Annotated in this window: 23 protein-coding genes and 1 tRNA gene; 14 read left to right on the forward strand and 10 right to left on the reverse strand. The window is 66.3% G+C overall.

Annotated features, from left to right (window positions below; all coding sequences use genetic code 11):
- Positions 1–114 precede the first annotated feature (114 nt).
- The 4 genes from B6K69_RS16870 to B6K69_RS16885 all read left to right on the forward strand — a co-directional run bounded on the left by B6K69_RS16870 (position 115) and on the right by B6K69_RS16885 (position 4,658).
- Positions 115–1,215 (forward strand): ABC transporter ATP-binding protein, encoded by a 1,101-nt coding sequence (locus B6K69_RS16870; protein WP_108644628.1) that lies wholly within the window; start codon positions 115–117, stop codon positions 1,213–1,215.
- Between the two features lie 66 nt (positions 1,216–1,281).
- A complete protein-coding gene (locus B6K69_RS16875) occupies positions 1,282–2,349 on the forward strand; it encodes an ABC transporter substrate-binding protein (protein ID WP_108644629.1) in 1,068 nt (355 codons plus the stop codon).
- Between the two features lie 66 nt (positions 2,350–2,415).
- The gene (locus B6K69_RS16880; RefSeq protein ID WP_108644630.1) at positions 2,416–3,669 is read left to right on the forward strand and encodes an ABC transporter permease; all 1,254 of its coding nucleotides are present in this window, start codon (positions 2,416–2,418) and stop codon (positions 3,667–3,669) included.
- 17 nt (positions 3,670–3,686) lie between these two features.
- Positions 3,687–4,658: an ABC transporter permease gene (locus B6K69_RS16885; RefSeq protein ID WP_108644631.1), complete on the forward strand. Its 972-nt coding sequence runs from the start codon at positions 3,687–3,689 to the stop codon at positions 4,656–4,658.
- A gap of 9 nt (positions 4,659–4,667) precedes the next feature.
- Here the strand turns inward: B6K69_RS16885 and B6K69_RS16890 are convergent, their stop codons facing one another.
- The 7 genes from B6K69_RS16890 to B6K69_RS16920 form a co-directional block, all read right to left on the reverse strand.
- Positions 4,668–5,609 (reverse strand): AEC family transporter, encoded by a 942-nt coding sequence (locus tag B6K69_RS16890; RefSeq protein WP_108644632.1) that lies wholly within the window; start codon positions 5,607–5,609, stop codon positions 4,668–4,670.
- Entirely contained in the window at positions 5,606–6,409 is an 804-nt protein-coding gene (locus tag B6K69_RS16895) for an MBL fold metallo-hydrolase (RefSeq protein ID WP_107672169.1), read from the reverse strand. Before B6K69_RS16895 ends, B6K69_RS16890 begins: the two co-directional genes overlap by 4 nt.
- 1 nt (position 6,410) lies before the next feature.
- Positions 6,411–7,214: a TatD family hydrolase gene (locus tag B6K69_RS16900; protein ID WP_108644633.1), complete on the reverse strand. Its 804-nt coding sequence runs from the start codon at positions 7,212–7,214 to the stop codon at positions 6,411–6,413.
- Positions 7,215–7,218: 4 nt separating this feature from the next.
- Positions 7,219–8,349, reverse strand: coding sequence for a DNA polymerase III subunit delta' (locus B6K69_RS16905; protein ID WP_108644634.1), 1,131 nt, complete (start codon positions 8,347–8,349; stop codon positions 7,219–7,221).
- 287 nt (positions 8,350–8,636) lie between these two features.
- Positions 8,637–9,257, reverse strand: a complete 621-nt coding sequence (tmk, locus tag B6K69_RS16910; RefSeq protein WP_108644635.1) for a dTMP kinase — start codon at positions 9,255–9,257, stop codon at positions 8,637–8,639.
- A 3-nt stretch (positions 9,258–9,260) separates the two neighbouring features.
- A complete protein-coding gene (locus B6K69_RS16915) occupies positions 9,261–10,415 on the reverse strand; it encodes a D-alanyl-D-alanine carboxypeptidase family protein (protein ID WP_228156769.1) in 1,155 nt (384 codons plus the stop codon).
- A gap of 20 nt (positions 10,416–10,435) precedes the next feature.
- Positions 10,436–11,314, reverse strand: a complete 879-nt coding sequence (locus tag B6K69_RS16920; protein ID WP_108644990.1) for an SPOR domain-containing protein — start codon at positions 11,312–11,314, stop codon at positions 10,436–10,438.
- Positions 11,315–11,513: 199 nt separating this feature from the next.
- Between B6K69_RS16920 and B6K69_RS16925 the strand changes: the two genes are divergently transcribed.
- Positions 11,514–11,603, forward strand: a tRNA-Ser gene (locus B6K69_RS16925).
- Here B6K69_RS16925 and B6K69_RS18670 read toward each other — a convergent pair.
- Entirely contained in the window at positions 11,554–12,594 is a 1,041-nt protein-coding gene (locus B6K69_RS18670; RefSeq protein WP_418260567.1) for an AraC family transcriptional regulator, read from the reverse strand. The two genes, B6K69_RS16925 and B6K69_RS18670, sit on opposite strands and share 50 nt — an antisense overlap.
- Here B6K69_RS18670 and B6K69_RS16935 point away from each other — a divergent pair.
- Positions 12,581–13,960, forward strand: coding sequence for an SLC13 family permease (locus B6K69_RS16935; RefSeq protein ID WP_108644637.1), 1,380 nt, complete (start codon positions 12,581–12,583; stop codon positions 13,958–13,960). The genes B6K69_RS18670 and B6K69_RS16935 overlap by 14 nt on opposite strands.
- Before the next feature lie 86 nt (positions 13,961–14,046).
- On the opposite strand, the gene B6K69_RS16940 is transcribed toward B6K69_RS16935, so the two are convergent.
- Positions 14,047–15,099 (reverse strand): extracellular solute-binding protein, encoded by a 1,053-nt coding sequence (locus B6K69_RS16940; RefSeq protein ID WP_108644638.1) that lies wholly within the window; start codon positions 15,097–15,099, stop codon positions 14,047–14,049.
- A 234-nt stretch (positions 15,100–15,333) separates the two neighbouring features.
- On the opposite strand from B6K69_RS16940, the gene B6K69_RS16945 reads away from it, so the two are divergent.
- The 8 genes from B6K69_RS16945 (at position 15,334) to B6K69_RS16980 (ending at position 24,319) form a co-directional block, all read left to right on the forward strand.
- Positions 15,334–16,326, forward strand: coding sequence for an MDR family oxidoreductase (locus tag B6K69_RS16945; protein WP_108644639.1), 993 nt, complete (start codon positions 15,334–15,336; stop codon positions 16,324–16,326).
- A 262-nt stretch (positions 16,327–16,588) separates the two neighbouring features.
- Positions 16,589–17,815 (forward strand): aminotransferase class V-fold PLP-dependent enzyme, encoded by a 1,227-nt coding sequence (locus B6K69_RS16950; protein WP_108644640.1) that lies wholly within the window; start codon positions 16,589–16,591, stop codon positions 17,813–17,815.
- Between the two features lie 105 nt (positions 17,816–17,920).
- On the forward strand, positions 17,921–19,321 hold the full coding sequence (locus tag B6K69_RS16955) for a cryptochrome/photolyase family protein (protein ID WP_108644641.1): 1,401 nt from the start codon (positions 17,921–17,923) through the stop codon (positions 19,319–19,321).
- Positions 19,322–19,377: 56 nt separating this feature from the next.
- Entirely contained in the window at positions 19,378–20,598 is a 1,221-nt protein-coding gene (locus B6K69_RS16960; RefSeq protein WP_107671987.1) for an SAM-dependent methyltransferase, read from the forward strand.
- 2 nt (positions 20,599–20,600) lie between these two features.
- Positions 20,601–21,044, forward strand: coding sequence for a TrgA family protein (locus B6K69_RS16965; protein ID WP_108644642.1), 444 nt, complete (start codon positions 20,601–20,603; stop codon positions 21,042–21,044).
- Entirely contained in the window at positions 21,041–21,943 is a 903-nt protein-coding gene (locus tag B6K69_RS16970; RefSeq protein WP_108644643.1) for an NUDIX domain-containing protein, read from the forward strand. Before B6K69_RS16965 ends, B6K69_RS16970 begins: the two co-directional genes overlap by 4 nt.
- A 59-nt stretch (positions 21,944–22,002) precedes the next feature.
- Positions 22,003–22,662: a GntR family transcriptional regulator gene (locus B6K69_RS16975; RefSeq protein WP_108644644.1), complete on the forward strand. Its 660-nt coding sequence runs from the start codon at positions 22,003–22,005 to the stop codon at positions 22,660–22,662.
- A gap of 256 nt (positions 22,663–22,918) precedes the next feature.
- Positions 22,919–24,319, forward strand: a complete 1,401-nt coding sequence (locus tag B6K69_RS16980) for an aspartate aminotransferase family protein (protein ID WP_108644645.1) — start codon at positions 22,919–22,921, stop codon at positions 24,317–24,319.
- 143 nt (positions 24,320–24,462) lie between these two features.
- On the opposite strand, the gene B6K69_RS16985 is transcribed toward B6K69_RS16980, so the two are convergent.
- Positions 24,463–25,443 (reverse strand): Hint domain-containing protein, encoded by a 981-nt coding sequence (locus tag B6K69_RS16985; protein ID WP_108644646.1) that lies wholly within the window; start codon positions 25,441–25,443, stop codon positions 24,463–24,465.
- Between the last annotated feature and the right edge of the window lie 52 nt (positions 25,444–25,495).

Here is a 25,495-nt window from a genome sequence, read left to right on the forward strand (position 1 = left end):
TCAGGGCAGGGTCAGCCTAAGCGTTACTTCGGCGTTGCATATGGCCGGGCCATTTGCTTACGTTCAAAGCAACAAGAGCGCAGGGTCGCCTGCCGATGCATCAGGGAGACATGGGTGGCGGTAGAAACCCGGAGCGACGCCTATGTCGCATTCGAACACGTCCAGAAAAGCTATGACGGCGTGACGCTGGTCGTCAAAGACCTGAACCTGAATATCGCCAAGGGCGAGTTCCTGACAATGCTGGGGCCGTCGGGCAGTGGGAAAACCACCTGTCTGATGATGCTGGCCGGGTTCGAGACCGCAACGCATGGCGAGATCCGGCTGGACGGGGCGCCGATCAACTCGGTTCCGCCGCACAAGCGCGGGATCGGCATGGTGTTCCAGAACTATGCGCTGTTCCCGCATATGACGGTGGGGGAAAACCTTGCCTTCCCGCTTGAGGTGCGCGGGCTGGGCAAGTCCGAGCGCGAGGCCAAGATTAAGCGGGCGCTGGACATGGTGCAGATGGGCGCCTTTGCCAACCGCCGTCCGGCGCAGCTTTCGGGCGGCCAGCAGCAGCGGATCGCACTGGCGCGCGCGCTGGTCTTCGACCCGGCGCTGGTACTGATGGACGAACCGCTGGGCGCGCTGGACAAGCAGTTGCGCGAACACATGCAGTTCGAGATCAAGCATCTGCACGAAAGCCTTGGCATCACCGTAGTCTATGTCACCCACGACCAGGGCGAGGCCCTGACCATGTCGGACCGGGTGGCGGTGTTCAACGATGGCCGCATCCAGCAGCTTGCCCCGCCGGCCGATCTGTACGAACGCCCGGAAAACAGCTTCGTCGCCCAGTTCATCGGCGAGAACAACAAGCTGCCGGGCATGATCGAGGAGCTGTCCGGTGACAAGGCGCTGGTGCGTCTGGCCACGGGCGAGCTGATCGACGCAACCCCCGTCAACATCAAGGAAAAGGGCCAGAAGACGCTGGTCTCGATCCGGCCCGAGCGGGTGGAGTTCAAGCCCGAGATGATGCCTCCCGGTGCCCATACGCTGGACGCCGAGGTGGTTGAGGTCATCTATATGGGCGACATCCTTCGGGCTGTCCTCAAGGTCGCCGGGACCGAGGATTTCGTGATGAAGATGCGCAACACGCTGGGGCAGACCAGACTGAGCCCCGGCCAGAAGATCAAGGTGGGCTGGCATCCGCAGGATGCCCGCGCGCTGGACCCTTGATACCCGCCGCCGGGTGCGGCGGCCAAGACGACCAGAACAAGAAGCGATCACACAGGGAGCTGACGCATGAAGAAGATCCTGATCCTTTCGACCGCGCTGACCGGCATGGCCTTTGCGGCCAGCGCCGATGTCATCGTGATGTCCTGGGGCGGCGCCTATGGCGAGGCCCAGACCGAAGCCTTCGTCAAGCCGTTCATGGCCGCGACCGGCATCAAGACCACGATGACCGACAGCGACAACCCCGCCCCGGCGATCAAGGCCATGGTCGAGGCCGGCAACGTCACCGTTGATGTGGCTTCGGTCGAATACGCCGACGGCATCCGCCTGTGTGACGAAGGCGTGCTTGAGCCGATCGACATCGCCACGCTGCCCGCCGGTGCCGATGGCACCCCGGCCGCCGATGACTTCCTGCCCGGCGCCGTGACCGAATGTGCCGTCTCGACCGACATCTGGTCGAACGTCTTTGCCTATGACACCACCAAGTTCGCGGAAGGGCCGACCAAGGTTGCCGATTTCTTCGATCTTGAGAAGTTCCCCGGCAAGCGTGGCCTGAAAAAAGGTGCCAAGGCGGTTCTGGAACTGGCCCTGATGGGTGACGGCGTTCCGGCTTCGGAAGTCTATGCCGTGCTCTCGACACCGGAAGGCGTGGATCGCGCTTTCGCCAAGCTCGACACCATCAAGAAGGATGTCGTCTGGTGGGAAGCCGGGTCGCAGGCGCCGCAGCTTCTGGCCGATGGCGAAGTGGCGATGACCACCGCCTATAACGGGCGTATCTTCGCCGCGGCGATGAACGAAGGCAAACCGTTCCAGATCGTCTGGGATGGCCAGATCTATGAAAACGAAATGTTCGTCGTTCCGAAGGGCGCGCCGAACAAGGAAGACGCGATGAAGTTCATCGCCTTCTCCACCTCGACCGAAGGCCTGCGCGCTTCGGCTCAGCAGATCTCCTATGGTCCTGCGCGCAAATCGTCGATGGCGACCGAGATCATCTTCAAGGACGGCAAGACGGTGATGGCGCCGCACCTGCCGACCGCGCCGGAAAACATGACCAACGCGCTGGAAACCTCGTCCGAGTTCTGGGTCGACCATGACGCCGAACTGAACGAGCGCTTCCAGGCCTGGCTGTCGCAATAATCAGCGGCCGGGCGCGGAGTTTCCCGCGCCCGGCTTTCCTGCCCACCGGACGACCCCGAGGATCGCATGGCCGAAGACGCCACGACGCTGCTGAAAACTGCCGACGGGCGTCCGCTCAAGGCCGCGCTGGCAACCGCGCAGGCCAGGTCGCGCCGCCGCGCCTTCCTGCTGGTGCTGCCGCTGCTGGTCTTCGTGCTGCTCACCTTCCTGATCCCGATCGGCTACATGCTGAAACGGTCATTCGAACATGACGGCTTTTCCGCCAATGCGCCGGCGCTGGTGCAGTGGTTTGCCGAAAACCCCGATTTCGACCCCGCCAATCCGCCGGAGGCGGCCTTTGCTGCCCTGGTGCAGGATCTGGCGAAGATGCAGGCGGACAAGACCACCGGCATGGTGGGAACCCGCATCAACTATACCGTGCCCGGCACCATCAGCCTGTTCAAATCTGGCGCGCGGGCGGCCAAGGATCTGGCGCCCCCCTACAAGGAGGCGCTGCTGGCCGAGGATGCGAAATGGGGGCAGCCGGCGCTGTGGCGCGGGATGTATGACGCCTCCAGCACCTATACCGGCGACTTCTATCAGGTCGCGGTGGACCGCAAGCTGACCGATGACGGCTGGGCGCGCGGCGGCGACAAGGAACGGATCTACGTCTATCTTTTCGTCAAGACCTTCCTGGTCTCGGCGCTGATTACGGTGATCTGCCTGCTGCTGGCCTTCCCGGTATCGCATCTGCTGGCCACGCTGCCGATGGCGAAATCCTCACTGCTGATGATATTGGTGCTGCTGCCTTTCTGGACATCGCTTCTGGTGCGGACAACGGCGTGGATCGCGCTTCTGCAAGAGCAGGGGGTGGTCAACAACATGCTGGTGGCGATGGGGCTGGTCAGCGACGGCAACCGTCTGAGCATGATGTACAACATGACCGGCACCATCGTCGCCATGACGCATGTGCTGCTGCCGTTCATGATCCTGCCGCTTTATTCGGTGATGCGGGTGATCCCGCCCAGCTATGCCCGTGCCGCCCGGTCGCTGGGCGCCACAAGCTGGACCACCTTCCGCCGGGTCTACCTGCCGCAGACGCTGCCCGGAATCGCGGCGGGGTCGCTGCTCGTCTTCATTCTGGCGGTGGGTTACTACATCACCCCCGCGCTGGTTGGTGGCGCCGATGGGCAACTGATTTCCAATCTGGTCAGCTTCCACATGACGAAATCGAACTGGTCGCTGGCGGCCGCGCTGGCGGCGCTGCTGCTGGTGGCGATCCTGGTCCTTTACTGGGTCTATGACCGGCTGGTCGGCATCGACCGGCTGAAGTTCGGCTGAGGAAAGGAACACACGCCATGGCCCTGCCAACCTATGCCTCGCCGCTGGAGCGCGTCTGGTACTACACCTACCTGACGATCTGCGTGCTGGTGTTCCTGTTCCTGATCCTGCCGGTGCTGATCGTCATTCCGCTGTCGTTCAACGTGGAGCCCTATTTCAGCTTCACCGAAAAGATGCTGGCGCTGGATCCGGACGGCTATTCGCTGCGCTGGTATGACACGCTGCTGACGCTGGGCCACCCCACGGCCGATGCGCCGCGCGACAATGCCTGGTGGTGGTCGGCCTGGGAAAACGCGACCTGGGTCAAGGCCGCGAAGAACTCGCTCTGGGTCGGGTTGTGGGCCACCGTGCTGGCCACCACGCTGGGCACCATCGCGGCCCTTGGCCTGTCACGCCCGGAAATGCCCTATCGCCGCCTGATCATGGCGATCCTGATCAGCCCGATGATCGTGCCGATCATCATCATTGCCGTGGGCATGAGCTTCTTCTACGCCAAGGCCTGCGTCGCCCCCGACAGCGCGGTTGGCATGATCACCGGCACCTTCCTGTCAACCAAGGGCTGTCTGGCCAATTCCTATCTGGGCGTGATCGTTGCCCATGCGGTGCTGGGGATTCCCTTCGTCATCATCACCGTGACGGCCACGCTGTCAGGCTTCGACCAGTCGCTGATCCGCGCCGCCCATTCGCTGGGGGCCAACCCGCGCGTGACCTTCTTCAAGGTGGTGGCGCCGCTGATCCTGCCTGGCGTGATTTCGGGGGCGCTGTTCGCCTTCGGCACCTCGTTCGACGAAGTGGTGGCGGTGCTGTTCATCGCCGGCCCCGAACAGCAGACGATTCCGCGCCAGATGTTCAACGGCATCCGCGAGGCGATCAGCCCGGCAATTCTGGCGGTGGCAACCATCCTTGTGATCTTTTCGGTGGCGCTCCTGACGGTGGTGGAACTGCTGCGGCGCCGGTCCGACCGGCTGCGCGGGGTGACGGGGCGCTGATCTTCCACCCTAGGGCAGGATGTGCAGCCAGACCCAGATCGTCACGATCGAGGTGGCCGTGCCGATCAGCACCGCCGAGGCGTTCACGCGCCGCGCCCGGCCGTAAAGATCGGCAAAGAGATAGGCGTTGATGCCGGGCGCCATGGCCGCCGTCATCACGGCTGACCGAAGCTGGTTCACCGTAAGGTCGAAAACCTGCGTCCCCAGCAGCCAGACGATGCCCGGATGCACCAGCACCGAAAGGGCGCAGACCATGGCGATGGTCTTCATGTCACCCTCGGGGCGATAGCGCAGCAGAACGCCCCCCAGCCCGAACAGCGCCGCCGGCACCGCCGCGCGCACCAGCATGTCCAGCGCATCGGCCAGAACGCCGGGCATCGGCAACCCGGTCACATTGACCACCAACCCCGAAAGCACGCCGATCACCAGCGGCTGGCGCAGCACCCCCTTGGCGATGTTCAGCAGCAGCACGCCGAAATGCGCCGGCGGATGCCCGCGCGACCGGGCCAGCTCCATCGCGATCACGCCGAAGGTGTAGAACAGCGGCGAATGAAGCGCGATGATGGTGAAGTTGCCGGCCAGCGCCCCGGCGCCATAGGCGCGCTCGGTGATGGGCACGCCCAGCAGAAGCGAGTTCGAGAACAGGCAGGCAAAGCCGATGGCCACCGCGTCCTGCGCGTCGCGGCCAAAGATCAGCCGTGCGCCGGCGAAGCCTAGGAAAAAGCAGGTGAAGGCGCCGATGTAGAACGACAGGAACAGCCCCGGCGCGGCCTCGGTTCCCAGGTCGATCTGGCTGACCGCGCGGAACAACATGCAGGGCACGGCAAAATTTTGCGCAAAGCGCATCAGCCCGTCAACGGCGGCCGGGGCAAATCCCAGCCAGCGCGCGGCGGCATATCCGAACCCGATGACCAGAAAGACCGGCAGGATGACGTCGAGAAGGGCGCTCACCCCGGCAACTCGTAGGTGACGGTCATGCCGTCATGCGCGGGCCGGATATGCGGCGGCAGTTCGTCCAGCAGTACGGCGTAGTCCATGTCGAGGTGCATGTTGGTCAGCACGGCGCGGGCAGGGCGGGCGCGCGCGATCCAGTCCAGCGTCATCTCCAGATGGGCATGGGTCGGGTGGGGCTTGCGGCGCAGCGCATCAACCACCCAGCACTCCAGCCCTTCCAGCAGCAGCCAGCTTTCGTCAGGGATCGCCACCGCATCGGGCAGATAGGCCAGCGGCCCGATGCGGAAGCCAAGCGCATCCATGGCCCCATGTTCGGCGCGGAACGGATGCAGCGTCAGCGCACCACCGGCCCCTTCGATGGTGATTGGCCCGTCAATCGTGTTCAGTTCAAGGATCGGCGGGTAGGGGCTGTTTGCCGGTTGCACGAAGGCATAGCCAAAGCGCGACAACAGCGCATCCTGGGTGGGGCCATCGGCCCAGACCGGCAGGCGACGACGGATGTTGAAGACGATCTGGCGCAGGTCGTCGATGCCATGGGTGTGGTCGGCATGGGAATGGGTGAACACCACCGCATCCAGCTCGCCTACACCGGCATCCAGCAACTGCTCACGCATGTCGGGCGAGGTGTCGATCAACACCCGTGTCACGCCCTGGGCGGTGATCCGTTCGACCAGCATCGAGCAGCGGCGGCGGCGGTTCTTCGGGTTCGCCGGGTCGCAGGTGCCCCAGTCGCCCCCCAGCCGCGGCACCCCGCCGGACGAGCCGCAGCCCAGGATGGTGAAGCGCAACTCGCCCATGTCAGGCCACATCGGCCAGGCGCGGGGCCTTGGCAAAGAGACGGTCGAAATTCGCCGTGGTGGCGGCGGCAAACTCGGCCTCGGTCAGGCCGAAGACTGCGGCGCCGACACGGGCCGTATGCACGGTATAGGCCGGTTCGTTGCGCCGCCCGCGATGTGGCGGCGGGGCCAGATAGGGGCTGTCGGTTTCCACAAGGATACGGTCCAGCGGTGCGCGGGCAAAGATGTCGCGAATGTCCTGGCTTTTCGGAAAGGCGGCGATGCCCGACATCGACAGGTAGAACCCCATCTCCAGCGCCGCCTCGGCCAGCCTTGGCCCCGAGGAAAAACAGTGCATCACGCAAGCATAGGGCGCACGGGCCAGCCCTTCGGCCAGGATCGCCTCCATATCCTCATCTGCCGCACGGGCGTGAATCACCAGCGGCAGGCCAGTTTCCTGTGCGGCCCGGATGTGCAGGCGCAGGCTGGCCTGCTGCAGGGCTGCGCTGTCGGGGGTATAGTGGTAATCCAGCCCTGTTTCGCCGATCGCCACCATCTTCGGGTGACGGGCGGCCTCAACCAGTTCCTCCACCGTGATCGGCGCTTCCTTTTCCACGCTCATCGGGTGGATGCCGAAGGCGTAGGACAGGCCGTCATATTGCGCCACGATCTCCTGCACGCGGGGCAGGCCGGCGCGGCGGGTGCAGATGGTCACCATGCGGCGCACCCCGGCCGCGCGGGCACGGGCGATGATGTCGTCAAGCTCGCCCTCGAAATCGGGGAAGTCGAGGTGGCAGTGGCTGTCCACGATGTCTGGAGGTTGCATCGCCTTACCTTGCGGCGAGCAGCCCCGCCGTTTCGTCGATCTTCAGGAGGGTATCCATGAGAAGCGCGGCAGGGTCAAGGTTCACCGCCTTGCCCCGGCGGGCGCGCAAGGACAGAGTTTGCGCCAGTTCAGCCCAGGGGCGGGCCGCGGCGGGCTGCGGGGCAAGGCGTGCGAACAGCGCAGCTTCGCCGGGCGCGGCCTCGGGCGGCGTTTCGCGGGTGGCGGCGGCGCGGGCCAGCCGGGCAAGGAACAGGTCGATCAGGAACAGGATCAGATCGAAGGTCTCGCCGGCGCCCCGGGCGGCGGCGGTTTCGGCCAGCGCCAGCGCGCGCGCGCGGTCCAGCCGGGGCAGGGTACCCAGCAGGGCCACAAGCCCGGCATAGGTGTCCAGCCCGTCCAGATTGGTCAGCCGGAACGCCTCGCCCACCGAGCCGCCGCCCAGTTCCGCCAGCGCGGCCTGCGCTTGCGGGTCCACCGCGCCGCCCGCCTGTGCCAGGGCTTGCGACAGCGCGTCTGGCGCCAGCGGGGCCAGCCGCAATTCGCGGCAGCGCGAGCGGATGGTGGGCAGCAGACGCGCCGGCTGGTGCGAGATCAGCAGGAAGATGGCCCCGGCGGGCGGTTCTTCCAGCAGTTTCAGCAGGGCATTGGCGGCGGCCGTGTTCATTTCGTCCACCGAGTCGATGATCGCGACACGCGCCCCGCCATCGGCGGCTGACAGGGCGAAGAAGGATTTCATCTTCCGCACCTCATCAACCGTGATGAACTGCGACAGGGCGGTTTCCTTGTCGTTCGGGCCGCGGCGCAAAAGCCAGGCTCGCGGTTCGGCCAGGGCGCGCAGGCGGCGGGCGACCGGGTGGTCGTCGGGAATGTCCAGCGTTTCGGGCGGGGGCGGGGCGCCGAACAGGCCGCCATCACCGGCCTCGGGCGTGGCCAGCACGAAACGCGCGATCCGCCAGGCCAGCGTGGCCTTGCCCACGCCGCGTGGCCCGGTCAGCATCCAGGCATGGTGTAGCCGCCCCGTTGCATGGGCGTTCAGGAATTCCGCCTCGGCCGTCGCCTGTCCGAACAGGCGGGTGGTCTCGCGCGGGTGGGGGGCACCGGGGATGCGGTCGGGTTCGGGAAGGTCTTCGGCCATGGGTGCCAGATTGCACGGCGCGCGCGGCAAGGGGAAGGGGGCCTGACCTTGCGGCGCGCCCGCGAAACGCGGGCGCGTGGTCCTTGCCTCGTCGTCGCCGTTCCGGCTCCTCCTCAAAGACGGGGGCGCTGCCCCCGTGCCCCCGGGATATTTGAGGACAGAAAATGGAGGAGGTCCGACGGATTTTCCGTCCGCAATATCACCGCCGGAGGCACCCCGAGCCGGTTGCGCGCTTGCGCGCAGAGGCGAGATGCAGGGCTTGCGGCCGCGTTTCGCGGCCGCTCCGCTCAGGTCAAGGCGTCAAGCACGGCGGCCCGCACGGCCCGTGCGACCGTTTCGGCATCCGGGGCGGCGTCGATGATGCGGAAGCGGTCCGGGTGCGCGCGGGCCAGATCCAGAAATCCGGCCCGGGCGCGGGTCTGGAACTCCAGGCCCATGTCCTCAAACCGCATCTCGTGGCCCCTCCGGGCGGTGGCCCGCGACAGGCCCTGTTCAGGGTCAAGATCGAACAGCAGCGTCAGGTCCGGCTCGACACCGATCATCAGCGCATGAAGGCGGTTCACCGTCTCGCGCAGGTCGCCGCGGGTGACGCCCTGAAAGATGCGGGTGCTGTCGGCAAAGCGGTCGCAGATCACCACCTCGCCCCGGGCCAGGGCCGGGCGGATGGTCTTCTCCAGATGATCGCGCCGCGCGGCGGTGAACAGCAGGATCTCGGTTTCGGCCGACCAGCGGTCGGGGTCGCCCTCCAGCACCAGCCGGCGGATTTCCTCGGCCCCCGGGCTGCCGCCGGGTTCGCGCGTCAGCGTGACCGCATGGCCAAGGGCGCGCAACGCCTCGGCCAGCAGTCGGCCTTGCGTGCTTTTGCCCGACCCGTCGATACCTTCCAGCGAGAGGAACAGACCCGGCATCGGTTACGAGGCTGGCGCCCCGCCCTCCACATAGGTCTTCCACAGGAAGCCGGCGGCGGTGGTCAGCCGGCGGACAAAGCCGGCGCGGCCTACATCGGTTTCGGCCACCAGTTGCACGCGATGGTCGGGCAGGTCGGGAACATGGACGATAAGCTCGGCCACCGGGCTTCCGGCGGCTATCGGGGCGCTGAGCGGGCCCTTGTAGACGACCTCTGCCTCGACCTTGTCCTGCACCAGGGCAGGCACCAGAAGGCGCAGGTCTTCTGCCGGAACCAGACCGACGGTCGTGGCCTCGCCCATGTGGACCTCGGCTTCCGCGACGCGGACGCCGGCCTTGGCCACGGTCTTTTCGGCGAACTGGCGGAAGGCCCAGGACACGATCCGCTCGGCCTCTTGCGCGCGGGCGCTGTCCGAGGGCAGGCCGGTGATGGCGAAGATCACCCGGCGGTCGCCCTGCTTGGCACTGCCGACCAGGCCATAGCCTGCCTCGGACGTATGGCCGGTCTTCAGCCCATCGGCGCCGATGCCCAGTTTCAGCAGCGGGTTGCGATTGAAGCGGTTGTCGGGCGAGCGGCCCTTGTAGCTGTATTCGGTCTCGGCAAAGATCGGGTAATACTCGGGGAATTCCTCGATCAGCCGCTGGGCAAGGATGCCCAGATCACGCATCGACATGCGGTGATCCGGCGACGGCCAGCCACTGGCATTGGCAAAGGTCGAGGCGGTCATGCCAAGCGCCTGCGCGCGTTGCGTCATCTGCTGTGAGAAGGCCTCTTCCGTGCCGGCCAGACCCTCGGCCACAACCACGCAGGCATCATTGCCCGAGTTGATGATCATGCCGTGGATCAGATCCTCGACCGTCGGGCGGTCATCATGCTGAAGCATCATGGTCGAACCGCCGGCCTTGGTCATCTGCACGGCCTTGTCCGAGACGCCGAAGGTGGTGTCCATCTGCACCCGCCCGTCGCGCAGGGCTTCGAACAGCATGTTGATCGTCATCAGCTTCGACATCGAGGCCGGGGGAACCGGCTGGCTGGCATTCTTGTCCATCAGCACGGTATGGGTGGTCACGTCATAAACCCAGGCCGCAGTGGCCTGCGTGTCGAAGGCGTGGGCCGGCGCATGGCCGAAAACCAGGGCGAGAACGGCGAAGCGAAGCATCCGTAGCATGTGCTTCCTTTCTATTTGAGCAGGTAGGCGTCGGCGAAGCCGGCGGCCTTGATCTTTGCCAGAAGCGCCGCGTCGCCGCGGGCCACCACCGACCAATAGGGTTTTCCCTTGGTGCTTTCGGACCGCACTTCGGCGGCAATCCCGGCCTTGGCCAGCTTGTCCGCCGCCCGTTGGGCATTGGTTTCAACCGAGAAGAAGCCGATCTGGATCGGCCGCCCGCCTGAGGAGGACGCCGGCGCGGGCGCGGCAGGCTTGGCCGCAGCGGGTTTGGCGGCTGCGGCCAGCGCGGCGGTCGCCACGGCGGCGGTTTCCGCCGCCTTCTTCGAGGCCTTTGTCTTGCCCTTCGTGGCAGGTTCTGCCCCGCCATCCAGCGGTTTCGTCTCGACCCCGCCAGCGTCGATCGCTCCGGCCGCGGCGGGGGCTGCCGCTGCTGTCGGGGCCTCGGCCACTTCCTTGCGGCGCAGGGCAGTGACCGAAATCTTGGCCGGTTGTCCCGCCAGAAGCCCCAGCGCATCGGCGGCATCGGACGAAATCTGCAACTTCGGCCCCGGGTTCTCGACCTCACGCTTGAACAGGGCGCCCACCACGAACTTGCCGTTCGCCGGGTTGCGCATGATCACCCGCTCGGGGTCTTTCGTATCGGGCGAGGCCACCCAGACACCGCCCAGCGACGGCCGACCGTCCCAAAGCGCGGTATCGGTGATCTGGAACACCTCGGGTGCCTCAACATCGCCTCCGGCGCCCTTCGTGGCCCGTGCGGTGGAAGCTGCGGTCGCCTCGGTGCCCGCGGGGGGCTTGGCGGCAAAGGGGCCGGTGCCCGGTTCGCAGGCCTGCAGCGCGAACACCGCTGCGGATAGAACCAGAACCCGTGACACTGCCGCTGCTGCCATCTTGCCCTCATCCGCGCGGTCGTTGAAATGCCGCACTGTTTCTGTGTGCCGTGATCCGGCTTTCCTGCATCTTGGCACAAGCATACCGGGCGCAAGCCGGCATGGAAAGGGCAGAGGCCGGATGCCGTTTCACGATCTGCGGAAATCGCCGCTGCGGCGGTCTTTCAGAATCGCCCGCCACCCCGTAAGTCGGCGGCACGGAAGTGTGGCCGAGTGGTTTAAGGCTCTAGTCTTGAAAACTAGCGTGGGGGGAACTCCACCGTGGGTTCGAATCCCACCGCTTCCGCCAGATCTGCCTGTGCACCCTTTCCCGCGTCGGTGTTCGGATCAGTTCCGTTCGGGCGGTCAAGATAGGCCTGCGGGGCGCAGCCGAACTGCTGGCGGAAAGCCGCGACGAAGGCGCTTACGCTGCGGTAGCCAAGGCCATAGGCGATCCGGGTCGAGGTTTCGCCGCGTTCCAGGTGCGCAACGGCCTGAAGCAGCCGTGCCCGGGACCGCCAGTCGCGAAAGCCAAGGCCGGTTTCGGCGCGAAACAGCCGTTCCAATGTGCGGGGGCTGGTCGCCGCTTCGGCGGCAAGCGCGGGCAGGGGACGCGGGTCACCGGGGTTTCGCGCAAGACTGGTCGTGACGCGCCGCAGCCGCGCGTCCTGCCCGACAGGCAGGTTCAGCGGCGCGGGTTCAGCCGCCGAGATTTCATCGCAGGCCACTGCCCCCAGCCGGTTCAGCCGGTCAGGGTGGGTTTCGTCCAGCATCCGCTGGATCAGCAGGCGCAGAAGCGGGGACACCGGCACCACTTCGCAGGTCTGCCCGGGCCGGACGGTGACGCTGGGATCGACATAGACATTCGCGGTGCGCGCGGCGGTCTCGATGGTGACCTCATGCACTGCCCCGCCCGGAATCCAGACACCGAACCCCGGCGGCACCAGCCAGATCGCGCCGCCTGTCTCGATCCGCAGCAACCCCTGCACCGCCTGCAATAGCTGCGCGCGCGGATGGGCGTGGCGGGTGATGACCGATCCGGCGGCAAGGGCGCGGGAGTGAACCAGAACGGGGCGCGACGGATCAAGAACATAGGCCGGCCCGGCCGGCGACAGGCGCAGCGCATCGGGGCCGGGCTCTGGCAACGGCTTTGGCGGATCAGCGATATATGTTGTCATTCTGTCGATCTTCCGCATCTGCCATCCGGCACCTAATGTCGGCTTGCGCTGGCCGCAAGATGCGGTGCGCCCTGCAACAGCGCTTCGTTTACCAGACATGAGTCCCCCGATGCTCGCCAACATCCTTCGCACAACCGTTCTATCCGCTGCCGCGCTGCTGGCGCTGTGGCTGGCCGTTGGGCCACTCCCGCAACCGATGGGCGCCAGCGCCGGTGTGGTTCTGCTGACACTTGTCCTTTGGGCCACCGGGGCATTGCCGCCCTTTGTGACCGGGTTGATCTTCTTTGCCGCGGTGCTGATCCCCGGTCTTGCGAGGCCGGACCTAATCTTTGCGGGTTTCGGTTCGGCGGCGGTCTGGCTGATTGTCTCGGGGTTCGTGATCGGGGCGGCGATCCGTCGAACGGGCTTGGGCGCGCGTCTTGCGGCGGCGCTGGCGCCGTTGGCTGCGGGCAGTTACGCACGCCTTGTAACGGTGATGACGATCACCGCCATGGCGCTTGGTTTCGTGATGCCGTCATCGGTCGGGCGGGCGGTGGTGCTGGTGCCGGTGGGCATGGCCTTGGCAGACCGTCTGGGGCTGGTTGCCGGCACGAAGGGGCGGGCGGGGCTGGCCGTTGCTCTGGCGCTGGCCTGCAACATGCCAAGTTTTGCGATCCTGCCGTCGAACATCCCGAACATGATCCTCGCCGGCGCTGCCGAGACGCAGTATGGCGTCGGGTTTTCCTACATGTCCTATCTGGTGCTGCACTACCCCTTACTGGGCGTTGCAAAATCGGCGGTGGCCGTGCTGCTGGTGATCTGGCTGTTCCCTGACCGTGCCCGTGAAACGGCCGGGGCGCCAGCCAGTTCGCCGGACGCAGTGGCCGGTACGGGGGCAGAAGCCCGGGTCGCCGTCATCCTGGGCCTGACGCTGCTTCTGTGGATGACAGACGCCTGGCATGGGGTGAACCCGGCCTGGATCGGCATCGCCTCTGCCGTTCTGTTGCTGCTGCCCGGCATCGGCGCGGTTCCGGCCAAGGAGTTCAACGCCGCCGTCGATTTCGGCATGATCGTCTTCGTCGCGGCCGCGCTTGGACTTGGGGCGCTGGTCAATGCCTCGGGCATCGGGGCGGCTGTGGGCGGCGCGGTGCTGGCGGTGCTGCCGCTTGAGGCCGGGCAGAGCTTCGTCAACTTCCTGTCGCTTTCGCTGCTGTCGGCGGTGACCGGGTTGGTGACCACCATTCCGGGTGTGCCGGCCGTGCTGACGCCCATGGCGCAGGATATGGTGCAAACCACGGGCCTGTCGTTGCAGGCTGTGCTGATGACGCAGGTGGTCGGGTTCTCGACGGTGGTCTTCCCCTATCAGGTTGGCCCGCTGATCCTGGCAATGCAACTGTCCGGCGAACGGCTGGGGCACCTGGTCCGCGTGACCCTGCCGCTTACGGCGGTGACGCTTGTTCTGCTTCTGCCGCTGGACTGGCTGTGGTGGCGCTTGCTGGGCTGGCTGTAACGCCTCCGCTGGTTTCGCAATGGCTGAAACGAAAACGGCGCCCGGAGGAACTGGGCGCCGCTTGGTCAGTGGTCAGGATCGGGCGATCAGAAGCCCGACTTGATCAGTTCGAACTCTTCCACCAGCTTGTCGCGCAGGGCCGGGTCCATCGGGGTTTGCAGGAACAGCGTCGTGTCGATCTTGTCGACGAAGGACGCCTTCTGCTGCTCTGCCGGGATCGTTGCCATGGCATCGGGGTTGACGTTGGCGTAACCGATCGCCTCAACGATGGGGGCCGCGCTGGACGGCGCATACATCGAATTCACCCAGTCATAGACCTTGTCTTCCTTGCCGGGGCCGTCCTTCATGTTGACGAAGCCACAGAAGAACGAGGTCGAGCCTTCCTTCGGCGCGCGGTTGAAGCCGACCGGGAAGCCTTCCGACATCAGGATGGCGACCGGATCGTTCCACGACCAGGCGACCAGGATTTCGCCCGAGGCCATCATCTGCGCCAGTTCCGACGGGTCGGACCAGTAAGAGCGGACGTTCGGATGGACCTTGCGCAGCCAGGCGGCGGCAGCAGCGACCTGTTCATCCGTCACGTTTTCCCACGAGGTAACGCCGGTCGCCAGAAATGCCAGTGCCCAGACATCGTCCGAGTTGTCCGAGATCGAGATGCGGCCAGCGTATTTCGGATCGGCGAACACTTCGAGCGACTGAACGTCGGCCTCGGGCACTTCCTTGGTGTTGTAGGCGATGGCGGTGTAGGCAAAGTCGAAGGGCAGGAACCAGACGCCGCCGTCATCCTTGATGAAATGCGAGTCGAAGAGCTTGGGGTCGATCTTCGAGAAGGCTTCGACCTTGGATGTATCCCAGGGTTCGATCAGACCGGCATCGCGGTAGCGCGGCACGGCGCCGGGGCAGGGGTGCACCACATCGGCCTTGAAGCCCGACGAGACCTTCTGGAACGCTTCGTCATCGTCGGCGAAGAAGGCATAGGTCGGCTTGTCGCCGTGCTTTGCAACATAGGGCGCAAGCGCGCCGTCAATTTCCCAACCGGCCCAGTCAAGAATGGTCAGATCGGGGTCGGCGGCCTGGGCTGCGGTGGAAAGCGCAAGGGCCGTGGCAGCGGTGGCCAAAAGGCGGATGGATTGTTTCATGGTGCTCCTCTGTCGTTGGCGGCCGTCTTCCCCTTGCGGCCATTCCGGGTGGCTTTTGGACGCTATGACAGCACCCATGGCATCACAAGCGTGAATATGAAGTCGACATCGGTTGGCTGTCACGCAAGGGGGAAAGCGCCGGAAATCACGTCAGGACGACAGGATAGCAGACGATTGCCTGCCGTGCGGGCAGAGGGCAGTCTGTGCCTTCATGGATTCGGTAGGGAGAGGCGGATGTTTCGGGCAGTGCTGGTGGAGAAGGGCGAAGACGGGGCCGCGGTCGCACGTCTGGCCGATCTGGACGAGACGGCGCTGCCGCCCGGCGAGGTGACGGTGGCGGTCGAATATTCGACCGTGAACTACAAGGACGGGCTGTGCCTGTCGGCCAGCGGTGGTGGCCTGGTGCGCACCTGGCCGCATGTGCCCGGCATTGATTTCGCCGGCGTGGTCGAGGCTTCGGAGGATTCGCGCTGGCGCCCCGGCGACCGGGTGATCCTGACCGGCTGGCGCGTGGGCGAGGCGCAGTGGGGCGGATACGCCCAGAAGGCGCGCGTCCGCGCCGACTGGCTGGTGGCCGTGCCGCAGGGGCTGACCACGCGCACGGCGATGGCAGTGGGCACGGCGGGCTTCACGGCGATGCAGGCGCTGATGGCGCTGGAAGACCACGGCCTGACGCCCGATCAGGGCGAGGTGCTGGTGACCGGTGCTGCGGGTGGTGTCGGTTCGGTCGCGGTCGCGCTGATGGCGCGGCTGGGTTACCAAGTGGCGGCTGTGACCGGGCGGCCCGAGACCGCCGACTATCTGCGTCATCTGGGCGCGGCGCGGATCGTGCCGCGCGATGATCTGGCCGAGACGGTGAAGAAACCGCTCGAGGCCGAGACCTGGGCCGGCTGCATCGACGCCGTGGGCGGCACCATGCTGGCGCGGCTTCTGGGGCAGATGAAATCTGGCGCCAGCGTCGCGGCGGTGGGCAATGCGGGCGGGCTGACGGTGCCGGCCAACATCATTCCCTTCCTGCTGCGGGGGGTGAACCTGCTGGGCATCAATTCGGTGACAGTGCCGCAGGCGCGGCGAGTGGCGATCTGGGATCGCATCGCCCGTGATCTGGACCTTGGGCTGTTGGAAGGCATGATCCGGCCCGCGCGGCTGGACGAGGTGCCGGCGCTGGGTGCCGCAATCCTGAAAGGCGCGGTGCAGGGGCGTGTGGTGGTGGATGTGAACGCCTGACGGGCGCAGGCTTGCGGTGATCCGGCAGGTAGCGGGGGCCAGCCCCCGCACCCCCGGGATATTTTCGGACAGATGAGTGGCCGGCGGGGTTGCCCGGGGTTTGCGGGGGCATTACTGTTTTTGCCGACGCCGGGGATTTTCCGGCGTCTGGCCTGAGGGAGAGACATCCTTCGGGTCTGGCTGGAAGACCTGCCGCGGACCGGGATTTCCCGCCTCTGCGGGCGGCCCGGCCCCGCGGCCCAGATGCAAAAGGAGCCGCCTCGTGGCGCTTGATCTTGATTTCGTTCGTTCGCAGTTCCCGGCGTTTTCCTCGCCCGTGCTGTCCAGCCATGCGTTCTTTGAAAATGCCGGGGGAAGCTATCCCTGCGCGCAGGTGGTGAACCGGCTGACCCGGTTCTACACCGACCGCAAGGTGCAGCCCTATGCGCCCTATCCCGGCGCGCAGGCCGGTGGCGCCGAGATGGACGAGGCACGGACCCGGCTGGCGGCCATGATGGGCGTGAAGCGCGAGGAAGTGTCCTTCGGCCCCTCGACCAGTGCCAATACCTATGTGCTGGCGCAGGCAGTGCGGCAATGGCTGCGCGGCACGGATGGCGCCATCGTTGTCACCAATCAGGACCATGAGGCGAATTCCGGCGTGTGGCGGCGGCTGGCCGACGATGGGATCGAGGTCCGCGAATGGGCGCTGGACCCGGCCACCGGGTCGCTTGACCCGGCCGCGCTGTCGAAGCTGCTGGCCGATGGCAAGGTGCGGCTGGTGTGCTTCCCGCATTGCTCGAATGTCGTCGCGGAAGTAAATGATGTGGCAGCGATTTCCGCACTTGCGGCGGCGGCTGGCGCGCGCACGGTGGTGGATGGCGTCAGCTATGCGCCGCACGGCTTTCCCGACATTCCGGCGCTGGGCTGCGATGTCTATCTGTTTTCGGCCTACAAGACCTTCGGCCCGCATCAGGGCATCATGGTGCTGCGCGAAGCCTTTGGTTTCGAACTGCCGGGGCAGGCGCATTTCTTCAACCATGGCACGCTGTACAAACGGCACACGCCCGCCGGGCCGGACCATGCGCAGGTGGCAGCCTGTGCCGGCATGGCCGATTACATCGACGCGCTGGCGGCGCATCATGGCGTGTCGGGCGATCCGGCGGCGCGGAATCGCGGCGTGCATGATCTGATGCGCGCGCAAGAAGCGGCGGTGATCCAGCCGCTGCTGGACTATCTGTCAGCGCGCAATGACCTGCGCCTGATCGGGCCGCGCGATGCGGCGCTGCGCGCGCCGACGGTGGCGGTGGAACTGGCCGCCGCGGCCGAGCCGGTGTCGGAAGAACTGGGCCGTCGGGGCATTGCCTGCTGGGCCGGCGACTTTTACGCCGTGCGCCCGTTGCAGGCCCTGGGCATTGATCTGGACAAGGGCGTGCTGCGGATGTCGGCGGTGCATTACACCAGCCCCGATGATGTGGCGCGGCTGATCACGGCGCTGGACGCGGTGCTGTAGCCAAACGCATCTGTTCGCGCGATATTTCTGCGTCCGCAGGTCCCGTGGCGGTGATCCGCCCGCGGCGCTGCGGCGTAGGATAAGGCGTGACACTGCGGGCAGGGCATGACCGAAACACCGTTGATCCTTTGGTTCCGCCGCGACCTGCGGCTGGGCGACCAGCCGATGTTGGCGGCGGCGGTGGCAACCGGCCGCCCCCTGTTGCCGGTTTTCGTGCTGGACCCCGAGACCGAAGCCCTGGGCGCGGCCCCGAAATGGCGGCTGGGTCTGGGCATTGACCATTTCGCGGACCGGCTGGCCGGGGTCGGGTCGCGGTTGACCCTGCGGCGCGGCCCGGCGCTGGCGGTCTTGCGGGCGCTGGTGGCGGAAACCGGCGCGGGCGGCGTGTGGTGGTCGCGGCTTTACGATCCCGTGTCGGTGGCGCGGGACAGCGCCGTGAAGGCGGCGCTCAAGGCCGAGGGGCTTGAGGCGCGATCCTTTGCCGGGCATCTGCTGCATGAGCCGTGGGAGATTGAAACCGGGCAGGGCGGTTTCTACCGCGTGTTTACCCCCTTCTGGACGGCGCTGCGCGGTCGGTCGGTGCCGGCACCGCAGCCTGCTCCGGCGGCGCTGCGCGGCCCTTCGGCCTGGCCTGCATCCGACCGGCTGGCGGATTGGCGGCTGGGCGCGGCGATGAACCGGGGCGCGGCAGTCGTTGGCGCCCATGTTCGGGTGGGCGAAGACCGCGCCCGCGCCCGGCTGGGCGATTTCCTGGACCGGATCGCCCCGGATTATGCCGAGACGCGCGATTTCCCGGCCATCGACGGCACATCGCGCCTGTCCGAACCCCTGACCTATGGCGAGATCGGCATCCGCGAGGTCTGGCACGCCGGGTTTCGGGCCATGGAGATGGGCGCGCGGGGCGCGGGGGCCTTCCTCCGCGAACTGGCCTGGCGCGAGTTCAGCTATCACCTGCTGCACCACACGCCCCAGATCACCTCGGCCAACTGGCGGCCCGAGTGGGACCGCTTCCCTTGGGCCGGCGACAGCCCCGAGGTTGACCGTTGGCGGCGCGGCCAGACTGGCGAGCCTTTCGTCGATGCCGCCATGCGCGAGATGTATGTGACTGGCACCATGCACAACCGCGCCCGCATGATCGTGGCCAGCTACCTGACCAAGCACCTGCTGACGCATTGGCGCCTGGGGCAGGACTGGTTCGCCGACTGCCTCACCGACTGGGACCCCGCCGCCAATGCCATGGGCTGGCAATGGGTGGCTGGTTCCGGCCCGGATGCCGCCCCCTATTTCCGCATCTTCAACCCCGCCACGCAGGCCCAGAAGTTTGACCCCGAGGGACGCTATCGCCGCCGCTATCTTGACAAGGTATCGCCCGAGGCGCGGTCGTTCTTTGATGCGGTGCCGCGATCCTGGGGCTTGCGGCCCGATCAGCCCGCACCGCCGCCGCTGGTCGATCTGGCCCGGGGCCGGGCGCTTGCCCTTGCGGCCTATGCCGATGCAAGGGCCTGACCTGGTGCGACAATCCTGAAACCATGATATCAACAGCAAGATCCGCAGGGAGCGACATGGAGATCCTGACTTCGGCCGAGGGCCAGCCCGGACTGCCGCGCTATTTCAAACAGGTGTTCCGCCTTGCCAGCCGTCTGGGCGAGGGGCGGCTGGATTTTGCTCTGCCGGACGGGCGGCGCTTTCGCATCGAAGGGGCAAAGCCCGGCCCGGTGGCCGAGATCGACATCCAGTCGCCCGACCTGTTCGCCCGGCTGATCCGTGAGGGCGAGTTGGGCTTTTGCGATGCCTATCTGGATGGCGACTGGACGACGCCCGACCTTCAGGCCTTTCTGGACCTGATCCAGTCGCCGGCCAACAATGTGGTGAACGATGCCTTTCCCGGCATGGGTCTGGTGCGTGCCTTTGAAAAGCTGCGCTTCTGGCTGCAATCGAACAGCCGCCGGCAGGCGAAGCGCAACATCGCGGCGCATTACGATCTGGGCAATGATTTCTACCGGCTGTGGCTGGATGACAGCATGACCTATTCCAGCGCGCTGTTCCGTACCGGGCAGGAAAGCCTGGAGCGCGCGCAAGAGGCGAAATACGAAAGCATGGTCGATCTGATCGGGGCGAAGCCCGGCGATCATGTACTGGAAATCGGCTGCGGCTGGGGCGGTTTTGCCGAATATGCCGCCGCCCGCCGCGGCCTGCGGGTGACCGGGCTGACCATCAGCCAGGCCCAGCATGACTATGCGGTGGACCGCATCCGCAAGGCGGGCCTTTCCGACCGGGTCGAGATCAAGTTGCAGGACTATCGCGACGAGCGCGGCGCCTATGACGGCATCGCCTCGATCGAGATGTTCGAGGCCGTGGGCGAGAAATACTGGCCGGTCTATTTCCGCACGCTTTATGACCGGCTGAAACCCGGGCGCAACGCCACGCTGCAGATCATCACCGTGCCCGATGCCCGCTGGCACAGCTACCGCCGGGGGGTGGACTTTATCCAGAAATACATCTTCCCCGGCGGCATGTTGCCCTGCCCCTCGGCCTTGCGGGCCGAAGCCGGACGCGCGGGTCTGACGGTGGCCGGGTCGATGGAGTTCGGCTCCAGCTATGACCAGACGCTGCGGCGCTGGCACGAGACCTTTGACGCCCGCTGGTCCGAGGTTCGGAAGCTGGGCTTTGACGAGCGGTTCAAGCGGATGTGGGACTTCTACCTCACCTCTTGCGCTGGCGCTTTCCGCGGTGGAAACTGCGATGTGACGCAGATCACGCTCAGGCGACCGGATACCCCCTGACCATGCCAACCGCTGCCAAGCTTGTCGCCGCCTTGTGGTTTGCCCTTGTGGGCTGGCTGGCAGCAAATGCGCATGTGCCCACGCTTGGCCAAGGCGCTTCGGTCGGGCTGTTTCGGGAACTGACCGCGCTTCTGGGGCTGGTGATCGGCTGGCGGGTGATGGGGCGGCTGGTCGGGCAGGGCTATGCCCAGGCCATGGGGTCGGGCTTGCGCACCTCGGTCACGCTGGCGTTCTTTGCGCTGTTGCTGTTCAGCATCTACCTGATGATCAAAAGCTCTTTCGTGGTGAACGGCTACGACGGCCCGATGGATGCCGTGTTGGGCGCGTTCGAGATCATGCTGGAACAGGGGCGCAAGATGCTGACCATCGGCGTTCTGGGGGTGCTGATCCTGGGCGGCATCATCGGTGGCCTTGTCGCCGAGGCCGCAGCGAGGCGCTGGCGGTGACATCCGAACCGGGCGAAGAGGACGACGCGCGCCTGTCGGACGCGCAGCTTCGGGCGCTGATTTTGGGCAGGGATGGTCAGGGGGCCGCGCGGTTGGCGTTCTGGCAGGCCGCGACAGGTGGGCTGGCCGCGCCGGATGCCGCGCTGGAACGGCAGCTTGCCGCGGATATTCTGGCCGCGATGGAACAGGTTCCGGCGGAACGGCTGCGCGCGCGGCGCGGGCCGATGCTGGCGCGGGCGGCCTCGACCCTGCGGGCATCGGCGGCCTCGTCTCCGGCCAGTCTGCGCCATGCGGCAGCCCCCGGCGATGTGGCGATCAGCCATCTGTCCCATGATTTCAACGGCTTCTTCGCCGTCGAAAGTCTGACACTTGACCACCGCCGCTTTGACGGTGCCACCTTGGGCCCGGTCCGCCGCGAGGTGTTTGTCGCCTGCGATGCGGTCACCGTGCTGCCTTGGGATCCGGTCCGCGACCGGGTGCTGCTGGTTGAACAGATGCGCGTCGGGCCGCTGGCGCGCGGTGCGGCCAATCCTTGGCAGCTTGAGGCGGTGGCAGGCCGTGTCGATGCCGGCGAAACGCCCGAACAGGCCGCCCGCCGCGAGTCGCGGGAAGAGGCGGGGCTGACGCTGGGCCGACTGGTTCAGGTGGCAGCCTATTATCCCTCGCCCGGCGCGGTGTCGGAATTCCTCTGGTCCTATGTTGCGCCGGTTGACCTGCCGGATGGCCGCGCCGGAATTCATGGTCTGGCCGAGGAAGCCGAGGACATCCGCGGCCATCTGCTGCCCTTTGACAAGGCGCTGGAACTGGTGGCCAGCGGCGAGATCGCCAATGCCCCGCTGATCCTGACGCTGTTCTGGCTGGCGGGGCAGCGCGACACGCTGCGCGCCGCCCTGATTTGATCACATCTTGATTGTGCCGCCCGCCGCGCCATAAAGGGCACGAAGCGCGAGGAGACTGCATGGACGACGCCGACCGCAAGATCCCGACCCATGAAATCACCTACGCCCGGCTGCGCGACATGATCCTTTATGGCCATCTTGCGCCCGGCCAGCCCGTGACCATTCAAGGGCTGATTGCCGGTCTGGGCGCCGGGATGACCCCGGTGCGCGAGGCGATTCGCCGGCTGACGGCGGAAGGGGCGCTCTTGCCGCAGGGCAACCGCCGCGTCGCGGTGCCGCCGATGACGGCGGACATGCTGGATCAGGTGGCCTTCGTCCGCCTTGCCGTTGAACCGGAACTTGCCCGCCGCGCCGCTGCCCATGTGACCCCGGCGCTGATCGCCAGGCTGGCTGCCATCGACGACCGGGTGACCGATGCCGTCGAGGCCGGCCAGTTGCCCGATTACCTGGCCGCGAACCACGCCTTCCATTTCACGCTTTACCAGGCCGCCAATGCGCCTGTCCTGCTGGATCTTGCCCGCTCGCTTTGGTTGCGGGCCGGCCCCAGCCTGCGGGCGGTGATTGGCCGCTATGGCCGCTCGGCGCTGCCCGACCGCCACCACGAGGCGCTGGCCGCGATGCGGGCAGGCGATGCGGAGGCGCTGGCGGCGGCCATTTCCCGCGACATCCAGCAGGGCATCGACCATGTCCGGCAGGCGCTGACCGAAGGCGGGCTCTGACCGCGACCGCGACCGCGACCGAGGCGGAGCGGCCGCGAACCGCGGCCGCCTACCCTTTGTCTCGCCTCTGGTCCGCGCGTGGCGCGGCCCAACCGGCTCGGGGATTGCCTCCGGCGGGGATATTTCAGGACAGATGAAACACTCGGGCGTTTGCCCTTTCATAATTTGATCAAATTCCTTGAAGCTCTTCGGCTTTGCTCCTAAGCTGGGGCAAAGCGGGGCATTCGGCCCCGGACGATTCCGTCAGGAGGCCCCGATGAACATGATCACCAACCACCTGCCCACGGCCGAGCTGCAGAAGCTGGACGCGGCGCACCATTTCCATCCCTTCACCGACAAGGCCGGGCTGGCCGCGAAGGGGGCAAGGGTGATCTTGCGGGGCGAGGGCGTCTGGCTGACCGACAGCGAAGGCCATCGCATTATCGACGGCATGGCCGGCCTGTGGTGCGTGAACATCGGCTATGGCCGCAAGGAACTGGCGCAGGTCGCCGCGCGTCAGATGGATGAGCTGCCCTATTACAACACCTTCTTCCAGACCACCCATGTGCCCGCCATCGCACTGGCTGCCAAGATCGCCGAACTGGCGCCGGGCGATCTTAATCACGTCTTCTTTGCGTCTTCCGGGTCGGAAGCGAATGATACCAACATCCGCCTTGTCCGCCGCTACTGGGACGTGAAGGGGATGCCCTGGCGCAAGACCATCATCGCGCGCTGGAACGGCTATCACGGCTCCACCATGGGCGGGGGCAGCCTTGGCGGGATGAAGCCGATCCACGCCCATGGCGGCAAGATCGACGGCATCGAGCACATCGACCAACCCTACTGGTGGGCCGAGGGCGGCGACATGAGCGAGGACGAGTTCGGCCTGGCCCGGGCACGTCAGCTTGAAGAGAAGATCCTGCAGGTCGGGCCGGACAATGTGGCGGCCTTCATCGGCGAGCCGGTGCAGGGCGCGGGCGGCGTGATCATTCCGCCCCGGACCTATTGGCCGGAAATCCAGCGCATCTGCGACAAGTACGGCATCCTGCTGATCGCGGACGAGGTGATCACCGGGTTCGGCCGCACCGGGCAATGGTTCGGCAGCCAGACCTTCGGCATCAAGCCCCACATCATGACCATCGCCAAGGGCCTGTCCTCGGGCTACCAGCCGATCGGCGGCAGCATCGTGTGTGATGAGGTGGCCGAGGTTGTGGGCGGCGCGGGCGAGTTCTTCCATGGCTACACCTACAGCGGCCATCCGGTGGCGGCCGCGGTGGCGCTGGAAAACCTGCGCATCATGCAGGACGAGAAGGTGGTCGAGCATGTCCGTGACGTGGCGCACCCCTACCTCAAGGAACGCTGGGACGCACTGGCCGAGCATCCGCTGGTGGGTGAGGCCAAGCTGGTGGGGCTGATGGGGTCCATCGCGCTGACGCCGGACAAGGCCAAGCGCGCCAAGTTCGCTGGGGAAGAGGGGACGGTGGGCTATCGCTGCCGCGAGCGCTGCTTTGCCAATGACCTGATCATGCGCGCCGTGGGCGACCGGATGATCATCGCGCCGCCGCTGGTCATCACCCCGTCCGAAATCGACATCCTGGTTGACCGGGCGAAGAAGAGCCTGGACGAATGCTATGCCGGGCTGAAGAAAGATGGGCTGCTGGTCGCCCGGGAAGGCTGACCGGACGCGCGCGCCCCGGGGTTGGGGCGCGCATCGTCTGACATCGGAACGCGCCACCGCCATTGCTCCGGTGCCCGAAAGGGCCCGGGGCTATTGTGCAAAAGGCGGCAGCGGCCCCCTTGTGCCGGATGGAGGCGTGGTTCTCAGGCGGCCAGAAGCGCTGCGGCCTGATAGCCGCGCAGGCACAGCCGTGCTGTGCGGGGGCTGTTGGCCGCGCGATAGGGGCCAGGGCGCGGCATGGCTGTGGCCCCATCGACCTGGATCAGCTCGTCCTCGATGCCGGGCAGGTAGCTTTCGGTCGGCGCCCCTTCCGAGAACAGGATTTCGTGCCGGTCCAGCAACAGATGGAAATAGGTCACTTCCGGTTGCGGGGTCTGCACGGCCAGGCCCGACCTGACAAGGTGAATGGCCGACACAAGAACCTCAGCTTCGCCGAACAGCAGTTCAGCCCGTGGACCACGGATCAGCACGCGGTGCTGCGGCGACAGCCACAGGTCGCGGCGGTTGCCGAACCTGCCGGCGGGCACCTTCACCGGGGCGTGATGCCCGTCTGCGGCAACCGTCGTCTGCAACAGGCGCCGCAACGGTTGCAGGCCGTTGTCCAGCGTGACCAGCATCTGCCCCGCCTTCAGCGTTTCCACGGCAACTTCGCCCTGATCGGTCAGGATGCGGGTGCCTTCGGCAAAACAGGCAAGGTTAGCGTAGTTGATCGGCGCCGAGTTCGACGTGACCGATCTGTTGAAGGTATAGGGTTGGCCCGGCACAAGCGGTTCGGTGGAAACAAGCCCGTGAACGGGGCCGGAAAAATAACCGTCGCCGCCGAAATGCACCGTGATCACCCGCAGGGAACTGCTGGTGCTGTAAAGATCATAAGCCGAGTTGATGGTGGTTCCGGCCGGGCGGGTGATGCCGTTTATCGTGACGGTTTCAGCCAGTTTCTGACTGGGGTCCACTTCCTGAAACTGGTCGTTGCTGTCGTTGACCAGAACCCGTGTCGGTTTTGCCCCGGGCTTGAGCGTCAGCGTGTAGGGAAGGGTTCCGCCGAAATTTCCGCTTCCGTTCTCGGCCGGGATCGCGGTGGTGAAGTCAGACGGACTGTACACATAAATATAGTGACTGGGCATGATCGGCTTTCACTGGGCACGGTCAAAAGAAGTGCGAGGATTGGCAATGTCA

It is taken from the genome of Pseudogemmobacter blasticus (assembly GCF_003071405.1).
Taxonomy (GTDB): Bacteria; Pseudomonadota; Alphaproteobacteria; order Rhodobacterales; family Rhodobacteraceae; genus Pseudogemmobacter; species Pseudogemmobacter blasticus.